Below are 16561 nucleotides of genomic sequence, written 5' to 3' on the forward strand. Positions count from 1 at the left end.
ATGAACCGGAACAGAAATTACCAAAGAGAACTGGAAAAGATACTGGAGCAGATACAAGGGGAAGAAAAAGTCCCCACTCTGTTCCTGCACAGCTGCTGCGCACCCTGCAGCAGCTATGTGCTGGAATACCTGTCCCAGTACTTTGAGATCACAGATTTTTTCTACAATCCCAATATTTCTCCCCGGGAGGAGTATGAGAAGCGGGAGGAGGAGCTTGAGCGGCTCATAGCGTCCATGCCTTTTGTACATAAGCCGAAATTTTTAAAAGGGGTGTACTGCCCTGAAAAATTTTTTGAGATGGCAAAAGGGATGGAGGATATCCCGGAGGGCGGGGAGCGCTGCTTTGCCTGCTATGAGATGCGCATGGAGGAGGCGGCAAGGCTGGCGGCAGAGGGCGGTTATGATTATTTTACCACGACCCTGTCAATAAGCCCTCTGAAAAATGCGGCAAAGATCAATGAGATCGGCGAAAAGCTGGAAGAAAAATATCATGTCCGCCATCTGCCCTCGGATTTCAAGAAGAAAAACGGGTATAAGCGCTCCACAGAGCTTTCACGGGAGTACGGCCTGTACCGGCAGGATTTCTGCGGCTGTGTATTTTCCAAAAGGGAGAAAAATCTTGCACGGCCAGACAGATAATGATAAACTGTTACCCATAAGCCGGATAGGGATATGCGGCTTATGGCATAGGAAAAATTCAATGAAAAAGTGAGGTACGAAAAGATGGCTCAGTTATGGGGCGGACGTTTCACAAAGGAAACGGACCAGCTGGTATATAATTTCAACGCGTCATTGAGCTTTGACAACAAGCTCTACAAACAGGATATTACAGGAAGCATGGCACATGCTTCTATGCTTGCAAAGCAGGGCATAATCACAGAGGAGGAGAAGGAGACGATCCTGGCAGGATTGAAGGGCATTCTGACAGATATAGAGAGCGGAGCGCTTGCCTTTTCCCCTGAATATGAGGACATCCACAGCTTTGTGGAGGCTAACCTGATCGACCGCTGCGGGGATGTGGGCAAGAAACTGCACACAGGCAGAAGCCGCAATGACCAGGTAGCTCTTGATATGAAAATGTACGTAAGGGATGAGATTGGGGAGATCGATATCCTTTTAAAAGAACTGCTGGAATCCATTTACAGGATCATGGATGAAAATGTACATACCTACATGCCCGGATTCACGCACCTGCAGAAGGCGCAGCCGGTGACACTGGCACATCACTTCGGCGCGTATTTTGAGATGTTCAAACGTGACAGAAGCCGTATGGCAGACACGAGTAAGCGTCTGAACCTCTGTCCTTTAGGCAGCGGAGCACTGGCGGGAACCACATATCCTCTTGACCGGGAATTTACGGCAGAGGCACTGGGATTTGACGGGCCTACCTTGAACAGTATGGATTCTGTGGCGGACAGGGATTATCTGATCGAGCTTCTGTCAGGCCTTTCCACCATAATGATGCATCTGAGCCGTTTCTGTGAGGAGATCATTCTCTGGAATTCCAATGAGTACCGTTTTGTGGAGATCGATGACAGCTACAGCACAGGCAGCAGCATTATGCCCCAGAAGAAAAATCCGGATATTGCGGAGCTGGTGCGCGGAAAGACAGGACGTGTCTACGGCGCCCTCATGTCCATTCTGACGACCATGAAAGGCATTCCTCTGGCGTATAATAAAGATATGCAGGAGGATAAGGAGTTTACCTTTGATGCCATTGACACGGTAAAGGGCTGTATCGCTCTGTTTAACGGTATGATCGCCACCATGTCCTTCAATAGAGAAAATATGGAAAAGAGCGCCAAGAACGGCTTTACCAACGCCACAGACGCGGCAGACTATCTGGTGAACAACGGTGTGCCCTTTCGGGACGCACACGGCATTGTGGGACGTCTGGTGCTTGCCTGCATAGAGAAAAACATCTCTCTGGACGAGATGAGCCTGGAAGAATATCAGGAGATCAGCCCTGTATTCAAGGAGGATATCTATGAGGCCATCAGCATGAAAAACTGCGTGGAGAAGAGAAATACCATCGGTGCTCCCGGCGAGGCAGCCATGAAGCAGGTTTTGGCACTGCACAAAAAATATCTGGAAGAAAACTAAAAAATACTTGCTTTTTTCCCGGATTTGTTATAGTATTGTTTAGGAAAAACAAATGTGCGCACAGGGAAAACAAAAGTGGGCACAGAATACATAGACGAGGAGAATTGCCGTATGAGTGAGAAATTAAGAGTTGGTATATTAGGTGCAACAGGAATGGTAGGCCAGAGATTCATCTCTCTGCTTGAGAACCATCCCTGGTTTGAGGTGGTTACTGTGGCAGCCAGCGCAAGAAGCGCAGGCAAGACATATGAGGAAGCCGTGGGCGGACGCTGGAAAATGGACACTCCCATGCCGGAGGCTGTGAAAAAGCTGGAAGTCATGAATGTATCTGAGGTAGAGAAAGTGGCATCCACTGTTGACTTTGTATTCTCTGCCGTGGATATGAGCAAAGAGGAGATCAAAGCCATTGAAGAAGATTACGCTAAGACAGAGACACCGGTTGTGTCCAACAACAGCGCACACCGCTGGACTCCGGATGTACCTATGGTAGTGCCGGAAATCAATCCGGAGCACTTTGATGTGATCGAATTCCAGAAAAAACGTCTGGGAACCACAAGAGGCTTCATCGCCGTAAAACCCAACTGTTCCATTCAGAGCTACGCACCGGTGCTCACAGCATGGAGAGAGTTTGAGCCATACGAGGTAGTGGCAACCACTTATCAGGCAATCTCCGGAGCAGGCAAGACCTTCAAAGACTGGCCGGAAATGGTAGGCAATGTAATCCCCTTCATCGGCGGAGAGGAAGAAAAAAGCGAGCAGGAACCCCTTCGTCTTTGGGGTGAGATCAAAGACGGCGTGATCGAAAAGGCAGCAGAACCTGTCATCACCACACAGTGCGTGCGTGTTCCGGTATTGAACGGACATACAGCAGCCGTATTTGTAAAGTTCAGAAAGAATCCGACCAAAGAACAGCTCATCGAAAAAATGGTGAACTTCAAGGGCATTCCCCAGGAATTAGACCTGCCAAGCGCTCCGAAGCAGTTCATCCGTTATATGGAAGAAGACAATCGTCCGCAGGTTACCCTGGATGTTGATTACGAAAAGGGAATGGGCGTGACAGTGGGACGTCTGAGAGAGGACAGTGTATATGATTACAAGTTCATCGGCCTTTCCCATAACACCGTGCGCGGCGCTGCCGGCGGTGCTGTCCTTTGCGCAGAGACACTGAAAGCCAAAGGATTTATCACAAAAAAATAAAACTTAAAGTCAGACCGGGGAGCTCCCTCCGGTCTGATTGCATGGAAGAGGAGCTTTTATGAGTAAATCTTTATTTATCGCAGAAAAGCCCAGCGTGGCACAGGAATTTGCCAAGGCTCTCAAGGTCCAGACATCCCGGCATGACGGGTATCTGGAATCTGAGAATACCATTGTCACCTGGTGTGTAGGCCATCTGGTCACCATGAGCTACCCGGAAAAATACGACATAAAATTTAAGAAATGGAGTCTGGAGACCCTGCCTTTTCTGCCTGAAGAATTCAAATACGAGGTCATACCGTCCGTATCCAAACAGTTTCAGATCGTGAGCGGACTTTTAAACCGGGAAGATGTTTCCACCATCTATGTCTGTACCGACTCCGGACGGGAGGGAGAGTATATCTACCGCCTGGTCGCCATGATGGCAGGGGTGAAAGACAAGGAACAGAAGAGAGTGTGGATCGATTCCCAGACAGAGGAAGAGATATTGAGAGGAATCCGGGAGGCAAAGGATATCACTGCCTATGACAATTTATCCGCGTCCGCGTATCTGCGGGCCAAGGAAGATTATCTCATGGGTATTAATTTCTCCCGGCTTCTTTCTTTAAAATATGGAAATGCAGTATCCAATTACCTGGGCAGCAAATACCAGGCCATATCGGTGGGCCGTGTCATGACCTGCGTGCTGGGCATGGTGGTGCGCAGGGAGCGGGAGATCCGGGAATTTGTAAAAACCCCGTTTTACCGTGTACTGGGCAGCTTCTCGGCAGGCGGACACCCCTTTGACGGGGAGTGGCGCGCCGTGGAGGGCAGCCGGTATTTCCAGTCTCCTTATCTCTATAAGGAGAACGGATTCAAGGAGAAAAAACACGCAGAGGAGTTAAAATCCATTCTGTCCGCCAATCCGCCGTACAAGGCTGTGGTGGAAAGGATTGAGAAGAAAAAGGAGAATAAAAATCCTCCTCTTCTCTATAATCTGGCAGAGCTTCAGAATGACTGCTCCCGCATGTTTAAGATCAGCCCGGATGAGACCCTGAAGATTGTCCAGGAACTGTATGAGAAAAAAATGGTCACCTATCCAAGGACCGATGCCCGTGTGCTCTCCACTGCGGTGGCAAAAGAAATACATAAGAACATCAGCGGCCTTCGGGGCTATGTGCACGGAAAAACCTTTGCGGAAGAGATACTGGAAAAGGGCAGCTACAAAAATCTGGAGAAGACAAGATATGTCAATGACAAACAGATCACAGACCATTACGCCATTGTCCCCACAGGACAGGGAATGGGTGCTCTGGGCAGCCTCCACCCCCAGGCGGCAAAGGTCTATGAGACAGTGGTGCGCAGGTTTTTAAGCATTTTTTATCCGCCTGCTGTGTATCAGAAGGTGAGTATCGTGTCTGTCATTGAGAAGGAGAGACTGTTTTCCTCCTTTAAAATACTGGTTTCAGAGGGATATCTGAAAGTGGTGCAGAACTCTTTCGCAAAAAAGAAGGATGAGAGTCCCCAGGAGGATGGGGAGCAGACAGAGGATACCAGCTTTCTGGAAATCCTGCAGACCATCAAAAAAGGCAGTGAACTGGATATCACGGGTTTCCAGATCAAAGAGGGGGAGACCTCCCCGCCGAAACGCTATACTTCCGGTTCTATGATCCTGGCTATGGAAAATGCGGGACAGCTCATAGAGGACGAGGAGCTGCGGGCGCAGATAAAGGGAAGCGGCATCGGCACCAGTGCCACCAGGGCGGAGATCCTGAAAAAACTCATGACCATCAAGTACCTGGCATTAAATAAGAAGACCCAGGTCATCACCCCCACTTTGCTGGGCGAGATGATCTTTGATGTGGTCAACGCATCCATCCGCTCTCTTTTAAATCCTGAGCTGACCGCAAGCTGGGAGAAGGGCCTTACCTATGTGGCGGAGGGGGAGATCACTCCGGATGAATACATGGCAAAGCTGGAGAATTTTGTGAGAAGCAGAACCCAGGGCGTACTGGGACTTAGAAATCAACTGGCCCTGAAGCAGTTTTTTGACGCAGCGGCCGTATACTATAAAAAAGCCGGAAAAGCCGGCGGAAAGAGGTAAAGCAAATGGAACAGCTTAAAATCAGTGAATTATACAGCGATTTAGATCAGACAATGGCAAAAGAGCTTCTGGAAAGCAGGACATATCCCTGGGAAGTGCTCCCTCTTATCAGTGAATTTATTGTAAAACTGGGCAGCACACTGTCTGAGGAGGAGTACGAGAAGAGGGGAGAGAATGTGTGGATCGCCAAATCCGCAAAGGTAGCCCCCACTGCATTCATCAACGGCCCGGCCATTATCGGTAAGGACGCCGAGGTGCGCCACTGCGCGTTTATCCGCGGCAATGCACTGGTTGGGGAAGGTGCTGTGGTAGGAAATTCCACAGAACTGAAAAACGTGATCCTGTTTAACAAAGTACAGGTTCCCCACTATAATTATGTAGGCGATTCCATTCTGGGATACAAGTCCCATATGGGAGCCGGCTCCATTACCTCCAATGTAAAATCTGATAAAAAACTGGTGGTTGTAAAAGGTGCTTCCGGAAATATAGAGACAGGACTGAAAAAATTCGGCGCTATGCTGGGCGATGAAGTGGAAGTAGGGTGCGGTTCCGTGCTGAATCCGGGAACCGTGATCGGAAGCCACAGCAACATTTACCCGCTGTCTTCCGTGCGCGGAGTGGTTCCGGCGAAAAGTATTTATAAGAATAAGAATGAAGTGGTAGAGAAAACAGAAGATTGAGTGTAACAATTCAGCCGGGGCTGTGTGTTTTAGCGCGCTGAATGGTTATGATTAATAGAAAAGAGCTGACCGGATCGGAGTGGGTCAGCTCTTTTTGCGTCTGCGGATATATTTTAATGAAAATACATCCGGTATAAGAGAAACAGTACCATAATGGTTAAGACAGCCATACCTGCATGAAACAAGGCTTTGCTCACCAGGCCGTCCGCATGGCACAGATCCAGGCTGATACCGAATTTAAGAGGGTATAAAATCCGGACATTTTTGTAATTGAGCATGTCGATAAGCATGTGTGAGAGCATGGCAGCAGAAAAATACGGTGTGATATCCGGAAAGATTCCGTATACTATGCCGCTTAAGATGACAAGTGCGGGCAGAGAATGCATGAAGGACCTGTGGGGCTGGTTTTTTCCAAAGGTGCATACACCCAGGAAGATAAGAAAACTTACGGTAAGTCTGTAAATGCTGCTCTCTTTTTGGAAACGGTATCGGATTCCCACATTCCATTTCCATTCTGCAAAGGCCAGGGCGGCTATGACAAGTACAGTGATGACAGTGATTTTATTCAGTTCATCCCGGGATTCCGAGGTGGTGACATCAATATCGCTGATCACGGAGCCGATGGCGGCTGTGCCAAGGCATAATAATAAGCTGCTTAAGTTTTGCGGCTGCGTCACGCAGACAGCGGCGGCTGTACCTACGGACAGATGTGTTTTTCCGGTCATATGTATCTCCAGTTCCGGGAGACTGCAGAAAGGCGTTTCTTTTTCTCCTGCCTGGATGCAGTCTCCCTGTTTCATGTAGTGTAAGTGTTTTTTATGCTGCATAGGCTGAAATCAGCATTTTAGAAGGGCATAGCGGATGAGAAACAGCAGGAAAAGATGCACCGGATAAAAGAAATAGAAAAAGTATTTGATCTTCCGACCTCTCTGTCCGTTATACATGTTGATGGGAATAAAGGCGAAGCAGGCAGGCGGCTCCCACAGAAGAGAGAGACAGCCCGCAATGGTCTTTTCCAGGGGATAACTCTGAAACAGATATAGAAGGATGATCAGTATGACGCCTCTGTAACTGTAATCTGTTTTTAAGAGATATCCGAGGAGCAGACCGGCAGCGGCAGCCACAAGGGCCAGTGCAGGCACTCTTTTTCGGGCTTCGTCCATTGCCGTGATCGCAAGAAAACCGACGAGGAGTGTGATCATGACATTCTGGTAAGAAAATTCCAGGAATTTGCCTCTAAAGCACAAATCGAAAGGTATTTCCGAGAGAAGGGCAAACAGAGCGAGCCGCAGCGCATATTTTTTTCTGTTTGAAGTGTGGATAAAACCCTCTACAAGCAGGAAACAGAATATGGGAAAAGCAATACGCCCTATTTTTCTGAGAACCCAGTCAATCTTCCATATGAGAAGCGTATTTTCGTAGGACAGAGCCTGGGGCAGGTTCATCTGATAAGCGTGGATAAATCCGTTTTCCAGAATGACGGCACCGATGTGGTCAATCAGCATGGTGACTATGGCAAGGATCTTCAGGGCAGACCCCGAAAGTACGGGAGGCAGAAGCTGCCAGCGGGACGGACGAAATGTTTTTTCCTGCATGTAATAACTCCTTTATTTTTTTCGGCTCTTTGCCTTCCTATTTTGAAAAATAAAAGGGGCTGGAAAAATGGAGTTTAGATTCATTCCATTTTTTCACAGCCCTTACTGTTTTAAATGGAGCATACGGGATTCGAACCCGTGACCTCCACAATGCCATTGTGGCGCGCTCCCAGCTGCGCTAATGCCCCTCAGGATTTACAACGATGTTATTATAGCATATAGTTTTTAGAAATGGAAGTAATTCTTACAACTTTCTTTAGAAAATTTTTAAAAATCCGCCGACCATTTCTTTAAGTCTTCCGGTTAAGATAAAGTCAACCTAAGACAAGGAGAAAACAAAGGGGGACTTTTGATGAAGATATTAATTACTACAGACTGGTACAAACCCATTGTCAACGGAGTAGTCACCTCTGTTCTCAATCTGAAGAGAGAATTAGAAGAGCGCGGCCATGAGGTGAGAGTGCTGACACTTTCCGAGACCGGAGCTTCCTATAGAGATAACGAAGTTTATTATGTGAAATCCATGGATCTGGGAAGTATTTATCCCAATGCGAGAGCGGTTCTTCCCTATGGCAATCCCTTTATAGGGGAACTGATCGACTGGGAGCCGGACGTGGTGCATTCACAATGCGAATTTATGACTTTTCAATACGCGGTTAAAATCAGTAAGAAATGCGGATGCCCGCTTCTTCACACCTACCACACCATTTATGAAGATTATATGCATTATCTTCCGGGCATGCTGGGCAGATATACAGCGGGCCGCAAAGCAGGCAAAAAGGCGGTGGCCGAATTTTCCAGAACCATTCTGAACAAAACAGACCGGGTCATCGCACCGACAGGGAAAGTAAGAGACATTCTTTCCACCTATCAGGTTAAACCCGAAGTGGACGTGATCCCAAGCGGCATTGACCTTGGAAAGTTCAGGAGAATACTGACACAGGAGGAAAAAGAGCAGAGAAAAGAAGCTCTTGGGATTCCGAAAGAGAATAAAGTTCTGGTCAGTGTGGGCAGGCTGGCAAAAGAGAAAAATCTGGAAGAGATCATGGAGTATTTCGCCAGACTTTCGGAGGAGGGTACCGAGCACCTGACACTTCTGATCGCAGGTGACGGGCCGGACAGGGAGAACCTGGAAAACCTTTCGAAAAGTCTGGGAATCGACAAAAATGTCTGTTTTACCGGAATGGTGGCTCCGGATGAAGTGTGGGCCTGCTATCAGATGGGAGATATTTTTGTGTGTGCATCCAACAGTGAGACACAGGGAATCACTTACATTGAGGCACTGGCAAGCGGTGTCCCTGCCCTGTGCAGAAAGGATGCATGTCTGGAGGGTGTCATAGCAGACGGCTGCAACGGCTTCCAGTATGAGACGTATGAGTATTTCCGCATGCACCTTACCTATCTTCTGGAAAATGAGGAGAGAAGACAGGCAATGGGGGCAATGGCAAGAGAGATGGCGGAAGAATTTTCAACCTGGAACTTCTGTACCATGGTGGAACGTGCTTACCGCACCGCCTGCCGGGAGAAAGAGCAGGTTTCCGTATACACAGATACAGAGCGTACTGCCTGGGGACGGGCGATGATGAAACGTATGATGAGGAGGGCTTCTTAATATGATGAAAATAAATATGATGTCAAAGGCAGATATGGTAAAAGGACAGGGCGTTCTTTCCGCTCACGATGAGCAGGTAGCGCTGGCGGCGCAGGTTCTGAAGGGACAGTTTGAGGTGCTGAACAATGCAAAAGAATCCTGTGAAATCACCCACTACCATTCCATCAACCCGGAATTTTACCTGGGGATAGGACACAGAAAAAGACAGGGAAAGACCGTGGGATATGTACATTTCCTTCCGGAGACAGTAGAGAACAGCATCCATCTTCCCCGGTTTATGAAGAAGATTTTCTACCGCTATATGCTCTCCTTCTATAAAAGAATGGATAAGCTGGTGACAGTCAATCCGTATTTTATTGAGCGTCTGGCACACTACGGGATTCCAAAAGAACGGGTGACCTATATTCCAAACGTAGTGTCAGAGGAGGATTTTTATCCCCTTCCCCGTGAGGAGAGGGCGCGTATCCGCAGGGAATACCGCATCAGCAAAGACGCATTTACCGTTCTGTGTGTAGGCCAGCTCCAGAAACGAAAAGGTGTGGTTGATTTTGTGGAGGCAGCGAAAAGAATGCCGGACTGCATGTTTGTCTGGGCAGGCGGATTCTCCTTTGGAAGGATATCCGACGGCTACGAGGAGATCAGGAAAATGATGAAGCACCTTCCCCCGAACGTACGGTTTTTGGGAATCGTGGATAGGGAGAAAATGAATGAGATCTACAACATGGCTGATGTGATGTTCCTTCCCTCCTATGAGGAACTGTTCCCCATGACCATATTGGAATCCATGAACTGCGCAGTACCGGTCCTGGTACGGAACCTGCCTATATATGACCCGATCCTTTTTGATTACGCGCTCAGGGGAGACGGTATGGATGCATTTGTAAGTACCTTAAAACAGCTCAGGGAAGATCCTGATTTTTACCAGAGAAGTGCCCACGCCTCTTTTGCGGGACATGAATTTTACAGCAGGGAGCATGTGGGGCAGATGTGGAAAGAGTTTTATGAGAAGACAGCGGCAGAGGGAAAACGTACCGTCCCTGTCCGCCGGAGAGGAGGAAACGTATGGAGACAAAAAGAACAGCAGTTCTCATGAACCTGTGCACCATCGCGGGACTGATCGGAATGGGATTTTTCATTTTCTATGGAGTGCAGAATCGGATCTTTGTATCCAGGGATGCTCTGGAACTTTTCCTTCACAACTGCGGTGTGTGGGCTCCTGCCCTGTTTGTTCTGATTCAGATCGTACAGGTAGTGATTCCCATTCTTCCGGGTGCCATAGGGTGCCTGGGCGGGGTGCTGATCTTCGGCCCTGTGTGGGGATTTGTATATAATTACATTGGAATCAGCATTGGTTCCATACTGGCATTTCTTCTCTCCAAACAGTACGGCAGACCTTTTGTGCGGAATATCATTGGGGAGAAGAATTACGACAAATACATCGGATGGCTGAGCAAGGGAAACGGATTTGACAAGGCATTTGCAGTGGCGATCTTTCTCCCTGTGGCACCGGATGACCTGCTGTGCTACATTGCGGGCTTAACAAAAATGACTCTGAAGAAATTCACAGCCATCATCCTTTTGGGAAAACCGGGTTCCATCCTTTTATACAGCCTTGGACTGACCGGTATTATGGAAGTACTGAAAATGATGTTCTGATGCGTACAGCGTCCTCTTCGTGAAGCCCCAAGCGGCTGCAGAGAGGGCGTTTTTCTATGTATATTATGTAGAGTCAGAGCAGCTACAAATATACAGTGTGCAGGATAGAACAGCATTTATTGTAGGAAAATTACAAATAAAAAGAAAAATTGTGGAATGAATATTGTATAAATCCGATGATTCATGTATAATGAAATAGGTAATTCTAAGCAATATTGACGAATCTGCACAATACAGTGCGGAATGACGGAAAAGGAAACTATGTGGATTCTCAAATTTAAACCGGTAGACTGTAAAAATTGTTATAAATGTGTCCGCCATTGTCCGGTGAAGGCCATCCGGATCAGGGACCATCAGGCGCAGATCATGCAGGATGACTGTATTCTCTGTGAGAAGTGCACGATCATCTGTCCCCAGCACGCAAAAGCGGAGAAGAACGATGTGCCCAGTTTGAAGCGGATGATCGCGGAGGGATATCAGCTTGTGGCAAGTGTGAATCCAGCCTATACTGCAAAATACGGGCCGGGCAGTTTCCCGGTGCTCAGGGAGTCACTGCGGAAACTGGGATTTACGGATGCCAGAGAAGCTGCGGAAGGCACGTATCTGGTGCGAAGAGAATATGAACGGATTCTGCAGGAAGGGCAGATGGATGTGATGATCACCTCTGTATGCCCCGCAGTTGTGCGTCTTGTGCGCAGCAAATATCCGGAGCTGGCAAAATACCTGCTTCCGGTGTTATCCCCCATGCAGACCCATGCCAAATATCTGAAAGAGAAAAACAGGGACTGCATTCCGGTATATATAAGCCCGTGCATCTCGCCCGTTGCGGAAATCTCCGAGAAAAACAATTATTCCGCCTATGTCATAACCTTCGAGGAACTGGATGCCTGGATGGAGGAAAACAGTATCACGGTTGACGCAGATCAGGAGGAACCGGAGCCTATGCTCTCCAGAATGCGTGCCATGAGCGGCGGCATCACACGGATTATCAGAAAAAATGAAGATTATACCTATCTGAGCATTGATGGTGTGGAAAACTGTATGCAGATTCTGGAGGAACTGCGGGAGGGAAAGATACATAAATGCTTTCTGGAGCTGAATATCTGCGAGGGCGGCTGTATCGGAGGCCCCTCTTTCCAGAAGGATAAGATACGCAGATTGAAAGGTTCCATGGATGTGATGAAAGCTTCCATGAAAGACCCGTTTTGTCCCGATGATGAAGCAGATTTCAATCTCCCTGCAGGTATGAACCTGGAGCGGGAATTTATTGAAAAAGAGGTCAGCCATCCAAAGCCCACAGAGGCTGAGCTTCAGGAAATCCTGAAAAAGATGGGAAAGGCCACCCACCAGAAGGAATTAAACTGCGGTGCCTGCGGATATAACACCTGCAGGGAGAAGGCCATCGCTATTTTCCAGAACAAGGCGGAGATTTCCATGTGTATTCCCTATATGCGGGAGCGTGAGGCCAGCTATGCCAACAAGATCATCAATTCCATGCCGGGTATGCTGGTGACAGTGAATACAGATCTGGAAGTGGTGCAGCTCAACAGGGCAGCCATGGATTTATTCGATATCCGAAGGAAAAAGGCCATTATCGGCCAGCCGGTGTCAAAGCTTATGGATGATTACGCCTTTGTAAATATGCTGGCATTCGGTAAGGGATTTACCCAGGACAAGATTTTTGTGGAGGAATACAAGGTCTATCTGGAGCGTGTTCTCACGTATGATAAGAGTAACGGACTGATCATCTGCATTATGAAAAATGTCACAAAAGAGGTGGCACAGCAGCAGGAGGTGCGCCGTACCAGGATCATGGCGGCACAGATGGCGGATAAGCTGGCGGACGAACAGCTTCGCATCGTTCATCAGATCGCAGAGCTTTTAGGTGAGACGGCAGCCGACACAAAGGTGGCTGTGGAGAAGCTGAAGGAGACCATCCTCACAGAACAGGAAAAGTCCGGGACTGACAATCCGGAGGGATGGCTATGAAGATACATTTTGACAACCTCTTTGCGGATTTCGGACATGTCAGTCTGAATAAAAAGAAAGAATCCCTCTGCGGAGACTTTTACATTACAGAGGAACGGGGTTCCGACACGGTACTGGTTCTCTCGGACGGCCTCGGCAGCGGGGTAAAAGCCAACATTCTGGCAACGCTCACAGCAAAAATGCTCTGTACCATGATGATAAAAAAGCTTCCGCTGGACGATGCCGTGGAGGCCATTGCCAAGACACTTCCCGTGTGCCGCGTGCGGAACATGGCCTACTCCACCTTTACTGCCCTGAAGATAAGCGGCAGACAGGCCTATCTGGCCCAGTATGATAATCCGGGTGCCATTCTTCTGAGGGATGGAAGGTCTGTGGAATATCCGGAGACCTCACACAGCATCAAGGAGAAGGAAATCCGGGAGGCAGAGCTTACCCTGCAAAAAGACGACGTGCTCATCCTCATGTCAGACGGCGTTACCAATGCCGGTATGGGAAAGACTACCAACGGAGGATGGGGGCGGGAGGATGTAGTCCGCTTCTGCGAACAAAAATACAAAAAAGAGATGTCAGCCCAGCAGCTGGCAGCCCATATCGCCAGCGCCTGTGTAGACCTGAATTTAGATGAGACAGATGATGATATCACGGTTCTGGTGATTAAATTATGTGAGAGGGCAGTTACGAATCTCATGATCGGGCCGCCCAGCCAGATGGAAAAAGATGAGGCATTTTTAAAACTGTTTTTTGCATCACCCGGAAAGCACATTGTGTGCGGCGGAACCACAGCTAAGTTCGTGGCAGACCATCTGGGTGAGGAATTAGTTTCGCTTGATGACACCAGATGCGATGAGGTGCCGGCCATGTCTGCCCTGAAGGGTGTGGATCTGGTCACGGAGGGCCTTCTGACCATCCGGCGTTTGAATATATATGCCAATCGCTATTTAAAAGACGGACTGGCAGTGCTTGGTTTCGGCAGGAAAAAGGATGCAGCCGCAAGGCTTCTGGAGGAGCTCTTTGAAAACTCCACAGACATCCGCATTTTTTTCGGAAATGCCAGAAACCCGGCGAACACAGAACTTCACATAGATGCAGGAGAAAAACTGCGTCTTACCTACCATTTAAAAGATTGTCTGGAGAAGGCGGGGAAAAAAGTGAAGATGAAAATATGGTAGTCATTTGATACCTTGCCAGGTTGAACCGGATAAGGAAGGTTCTGCATCTGAACAAAATGTGCAGGCCGCCTTTCAAGGCATCAGAGGTAATATATTATATATAGGAGGGTAATATATGTTAGACCAATCTTACTACGAAAAGGCAGATGAAATCATTGGGCGGTACGGAAAGAAACCGTCATCCCTGATTCCGATCATGCAGGACATTCAGGGTGAATACCGCTATCTGCCGGGGGAACTGCTCACTTACACTGCACAGCAGATCGGGGTGACAGAGGCAAAAGCTTACAGTGTTGCAACTTTTTATGAGAATTTCTCTTTTGAGCCAAAGGGAAAATATGTCATTAAAGTCTGTGACGGTACGGCATGTCATGTGAGGAAATCCATGCCGATCCTGGAGGCACTCTACAAAGAGCTGGGACTGAGCAAGAAGAAACACACCACCGATGATATGATCTTTACTGTGGAAACCGTATCCTGTCTGGGTGCATGCGGCCTGGCTCCCACGCTGATGGTCAATGAGGAAGTGCATCCCAAGATGTCACCGGAAAAAGTAGTTGCGTTAGTGCAGGAATTGAGAGGTGAAGGCGCATGATGATTTCAAACAAAGCAGAACTCGACAAGTGCAGGGAAGCGGCGGTAGAGGAGCTGCAGTCTTACGGATGCAGGATCCTTGTCTGTTCCGGTACAGGATGTATTGCCACAGGTTCCGAGAAGATCTATCAGAAGATGATGGAAATCGTGGGGAACACCCCCAATGTCACCATTGAATTTGCTCCCCATGACGAGAAAGAACACGTGGGTGTCAAAAGGACAGGCTGCCAGGGATTCTGTGAATTCGGTCCTCTGGTGCGTATCCAGAAGGGTGACAAAGTGGTGCAGTACATAAAGGTCCAGCCGGATGACTGTCAGGAAATCTTTGACAATACGGTTATGGGTGACGGCCTTGTGGACAGACTGCTCTACAAGAAAGCGGAGAACACCTATGTACAGCCGGATGAGATTCCGTTCATTGCAAAACAGACACGTGTGGTTCTGGAAAACTGCGGCAGATTTGACGCGGAATCCATTGATGAATATATTGCAGCGGGCGGATTCAAAGCCCTGGAAAAAGTGCTGTTTGACATGAAGCCCGAGGATGTTGTGGAGGAAGTGGACCAGTCCGGCCTGCGCGGCAGAGGCGGCGGCGGATTCCCCACCGGAAGGAAATGGAAACAGGTTGCTGCTCAGGAAGAAAAAGAGCGCTATGTAGTCTGCAACGGTGACGAGGGTGATCCGGGAGCATTCATGGACGGATCCGTTATGGAAGGTGACCCCTTCAAGCTCATTGAGGGTATGATGATTGCCGGATACGCGGTAGGTTCCTCTGAGGGATATATCTATGTGCGTGCCGAGTACCCCAACTCTGTGGCAAGGCTGAAACACGCCATTGCAGTTATGGAGGAGAGAAATCTTCTGGGAGATGACATTCTGGGAACAGGATTTGCGTTCCATATGCATATTAACAGAGGCGCCGGTGCCTTTGTCTGCGGCGAGGGTTCCGCTCTGACAGCCTCCATTGAGGGCAACAGAGGATTCCCGCGTACCAAACCGCCGAGAACCGTTGACCATGGTCTGTGGGCAAAACCCACGGTTCTGAACAATGTGGAGACATATGCCAATGTTCCGAAGATCATCCTGAAAGGCCATGAGTGGTTCCGCACCATCGGAACAGAGGGAAGCCCGGGTACCAAGACCTTCTCCCTGACAGGCTCCATTGAAAATACAGGCCTGATCGAAGTTCCCATGGGAACTACCCTGCGTGAGATCATCTATGAGATCGGCGGCGGTCTTCAGGAAGGTTCTGAATTCAAGGCTGTACAGATCGGCGGACCGTCCGGCGGATGTCTGACTACCCAGCATCTGGATGAGCCTCTTGATTTTGATTCTGTTAAGAAGTTCGGTGCCATTGTAGGCTCCGGCGGACTTGTTGTTATGAATACGGACACCTGTATGGTGGAAGTGGCAAGATTTTTCATGAGCTTTACCCAGAGAGAATCCTGCGGAAAATGTGTTCCCTGCCGTATCGGTACCAAGAGAATGCTGGAAATCCTTGAGAAGATCGTAGCGGGCAAAGGGGAAGTGGAAGACCTTGACAAATTGGAGGAGATCGCAAAGAGTGTAAAAGATCTGTCTCTGTGCGGCCTCGGAAAGAGTGCACCGCTTCCTGTACTGAGCACCATCCGTATGTTCCGTGATGAATATATGGAGCATATCGTGGATAAGAAATGTGCTTCCCATACCTGTACAGCGCTTCGGAACTATTATATCAATCCGGAAAAATGTAAGGGATGTACCAAGTGTGCAAGAAATTGTCCGGTTGGTGCTATCACCGGTGAGAAGAAAGAACCGCATACCATCGATACCGCAAAATGTATCAAATGCGGCGCATGTATAGAAAACTGCAGTTTCGATGCAATCGAGGTAAGATAGGAGGAGAG

Annotated in this window: 14 protein-coding genes and 1 tRNA gene; 12 read left to right on the top strand and 3 right to left on the bottom strand. The window is 48.5% G+C overall.

What is annotated here, in order from left to right:
- The 5 genes from MUB35_RS13580 (at position 1) to MUB35_RS13600 (ending at position 6060) form a co-directional block, all read left to right on the top strand.
- Entirely contained in the window at positions 1 to 639 is a 639-nt protein-coding gene (locus tag MUB35_RS13580; protein WP_244806369.1) for an epoxyqueuosine reductase QueH, read from the top strand.
- An 84-nt stretch (positions 640 to 723) separates the two neighbouring features.
- A complete protein-coding gene (argH, locus tag MUB35_RS13585; protein WP_244806370.1) occupies positions 724 to 2103 on the top strand; it encodes an argininosuccinate lyase in 1380 nt (459 codons plus the stop codon).
- 111 nt (positions 2104 to 2214) lie between these two features.
- Positions 2215 to 3300, top strand: coding sequence for an aspartate-semialdehyde dehydrogenase (gene asd, locus MUB35_RS13590; RefSeq protein ID WP_033143459.1), 1086 nt, complete (start codon positions 2215 to 2217; stop codon positions 3298 to 3300).
- Positions 3301 to 3358: 58 nt separating this feature from the next.
- The gene (locus tag MUB35_RS13595; protein ID WP_244806371.1) at positions 3359 to 5380 is read left to right on the top strand and encodes a DNA topoisomerase; all 2022 of its coding nucleotides are present in this window, start codon (positions 3359 to 3361) and stop codon (positions 5378 to 5380) included.
- 5 nt (positions 5381 to 5385) lie between these two features.
- Positions 5386 to 6060 (top strand): acyltransferase, encoded by a 675-nt coding sequence (locus tag MUB35_RS13600; RefSeq protein ID WP_033143457.1) that lies wholly within the window; start codon positions 5386 to 5388, stop codon positions 6058 to 6060.
- Positions 6061 to 6173: 113 nt separating this feature from the next.
- Here the strand turns inward: MUB35_RS13600 and MUB35_RS13605 are convergent, their stop codons facing one another.
- The 3 genes from MUB35_RS13605 to MUB35_RS13615 form a co-directional block, all read right to left on the bottom strand.
- Positions 6174 to 6785: a metal-dependent hydrolase gene (locus tag MUB35_RS13605; RefSeq protein ID WP_033143456.1), complete on the bottom strand. Its 612-nt coding sequence runs from the start codon at positions 6783 to 6785 to the stop codon at positions 6174 to 6176.
- 111 nt (positions 6786 to 6896) lie between these two features.
- Positions 6897 to 7655 carry a TraX family protein gene (locus tag MUB35_RS13610; RefSeq protein ID WP_033143455.1) on the bottom strand — a complete coding sequence of 253 codons (759 nt, stop codon included), beginning with the start codon at positions 7653 to 7655 and terminating at the stop codon, positions 6897 to 6899.
- Positions 7656 to 7770: 115 nt separating this feature from the next.
- Positions 7771 to 7843 (bottom strand) — tRNA-Ala (locus MUB35_RS13615).
- 164 nt (positions 7844 to 8007) lie between these two features.
- On the opposite strand from MUB35_RS13615, the gene MUB35_RS13620 reads away from it, so the two are divergent.
- From MUB35_RS13620 to MUB35_RS13650, 7 genes are all read left to right on the top strand, one after another.
- Positions 8008 to 9267 (top strand): glycosyltransferase family 4 protein, encoded by a 1260-nt coding sequence (locus MUB35_RS13620; protein ID WP_033143454.1) that lies wholly within the window; start codon positions 8008 to 8010, stop codon positions 9265 to 9267.
- 1 nt (position 9268) lies between these two features.
- Complete coding sequence (locus MUB35_RS13625; RefSeq protein WP_244806372.1) at positions 9269 to 10360, top strand: glycosyltransferase family 4 protein; 1092 nt, start codon at positions 9269 to 9271, stop codon at positions 10358 to 10360.
- The gene (locus MUB35_RS13630) at positions 10330 to 10923 is read left to right on the top strand and encodes a TVP38/TMEM64 family protein (RefSeq protein WP_033143452.1); all 594 of its coding nucleotides are present in this window, start codon (positions 10330 to 10332) and stop codon (positions 10921 to 10923) included. The genes MUB35_RS13625 and MUB35_RS13630 overlap by 31 nt, the downstream gene beginning before the upstream one ends.
- A 261-nt stretch (positions 10924 to 11184) precedes the next feature.
- A complete protein-coding gene (locus MUB35_RS13635; RefSeq protein ID WP_033143451.1) occupies positions 11185 to 12912 on the top strand; it encodes a [Fe-Fe] hydrogenase large subunit C-terminal domain-containing protein in 1728 nt (575 codons plus the stop codon).
- Positions 12909 to 14081, top strand: coding sequence for a PP2C family protein-serine/threonine phosphatase (locus tag MUB35_RS13640; protein ID WP_033143450.1), 1173 nt, complete (start codon positions 12909 to 12911; stop codon positions 14079 to 14081). The genes MUB35_RS13635 and MUB35_RS13640 overlap by 4 nt, the downstream gene beginning before the upstream one ends.
- Before the next feature lie 115 nt (positions 14082 to 14196).
- Complete coding sequence (locus MUB35_RS13645; protein WP_033143449.1) at positions 14197 to 14676, top strand: complex I 24 kDa subunit family protein; 480 nt, start codon at positions 14197 to 14199, stop codon at positions 14674 to 14676.
- Entirely contained in the window at positions 14673 to 16553 is a 1881-nt protein-coding gene (locus MUB35_RS13650; RefSeq protein ID WP_033143448.1) for an NADH-ubiquinone oxidoreductase-F iron-sulfur binding region domain-containing protein, read from the top strand. The genes MUB35_RS13645 and MUB35_RS13650 overlap by 4 nt, the downstream gene beginning before the upstream one ends.
- The last annotated feature ends 8 nt before the right edge of the window (positions 16554 to 16561 follow it).

This window comes from Blautia sp. NSJ-175 (assembly GCF_022867815.1).
Lineage (GTDB): Bacteria > Bacillota > Clostridia > Lachnospirales > Lachnospiraceae > Blautia > Blautia celeris.

What these genes read in the sequence shown, in the direction of transcription:
- MUB35_RS13610 (WP_033143455.1), bottom strand. Translation starts at nt 7,655, where the DNA reads ATGCAGGAAAAAACATTTCGTCCGTCCCGCTGGCAGCTTCTGCCTCCC.
- MUB35_RS13635 (WP_033143451.1), top strand. Translation starts at nt 11,185, where the DNA reads ATGTGGATTCTCAAATTTAAACCGGTAGACTGTAAAAATTGTTATAAA.
- MUB35_RS13605 (WP_033143456.1), bottom strand. Translation starts at nt 6,785, where the DNA reads ATGACCGGAAAAACACATCTGTCCGTAGGTACAGCCGCCGCTGTCTGC.
- MUB35_RS13625 (WP_244806372.1), top strand. Translation starts at nt 9,269, where the DNA reads ATGATGAAAATAAATATGATGTCAAAGGCAGATATGGTAAAAGGACAG.
- MUB35_RS13600 (WP_033143457.1), top strand. Translation starts at nt 5,386, where the DNA reads ATGGAACAGCTTAAAATCAGTGAATTATACAGCGATTTAGATCAGACA.
- asd (WP_033143459.1), top strand. Translation starts at nt 2,215, where the DNA reads ATGAGTGAGAAATTAAGAGTTGGTATATTAGGTGCAACAGGAATGGTA.
- MUB35_RS13645 (WP_033143449.1), top strand. Translation starts at nt 14,197, where the DNA reads ATGTTAGACCAATCTTACTACGAAAAGGCAGATGAAATCATTGGGCGG.
- MUB35_RS13620 (WP_033143454.1), top strand. Translation starts at nt 8,008, where the DNA reads ATGAAGATATTAATTACTACAGACTGGTACAAACCCATTGTCAACGGA.
- MUB35_RS13640 (WP_033143450.1), top strand. Translation starts at nt 12,909, where the DNA reads ATGAAGATACATTTTGACAACCTCTTTGCGGATTTCGGACATGTCAGT.
- argH (WP_244806370.1), top strand. Translation starts at nt 724, where the DNA reads ATGGCTCAGTTATGGGGCGGACGTTTCACAAAGGAAACGGACCAGCTG.
- MUB35_RS13650 (WP_033143448.1), top strand. Translation starts at nt 14,673, where the DNA reads ATGATGATTTCAAACAAAGCAGAACTCGACAAGTGCAGGGAAGCGGCG.
- MUB35_RS13580 (WP_244806369.1), top strand. Translation starts at nt 1, where the DNA reads ATGAACCGGAACAGAAATTACCAAAGAGAACTGGAAAAGATACTGGAG.
- MUB35_RS13630 (WP_033143452.1), top strand. Translation starts at nt 10,330, where the DNA reads ATGGAGACAAAAAGAACAGCAGTTCTCATGAACCTGTGCACCATCGCG.
- MUB35_RS13595 (WP_244806371.1), top strand. Translation starts at nt 3,359, where the DNA reads ATGAGTAAATCTTTATTTATCGCAGAAAAGCCCAGCGTGGCACAGGAA.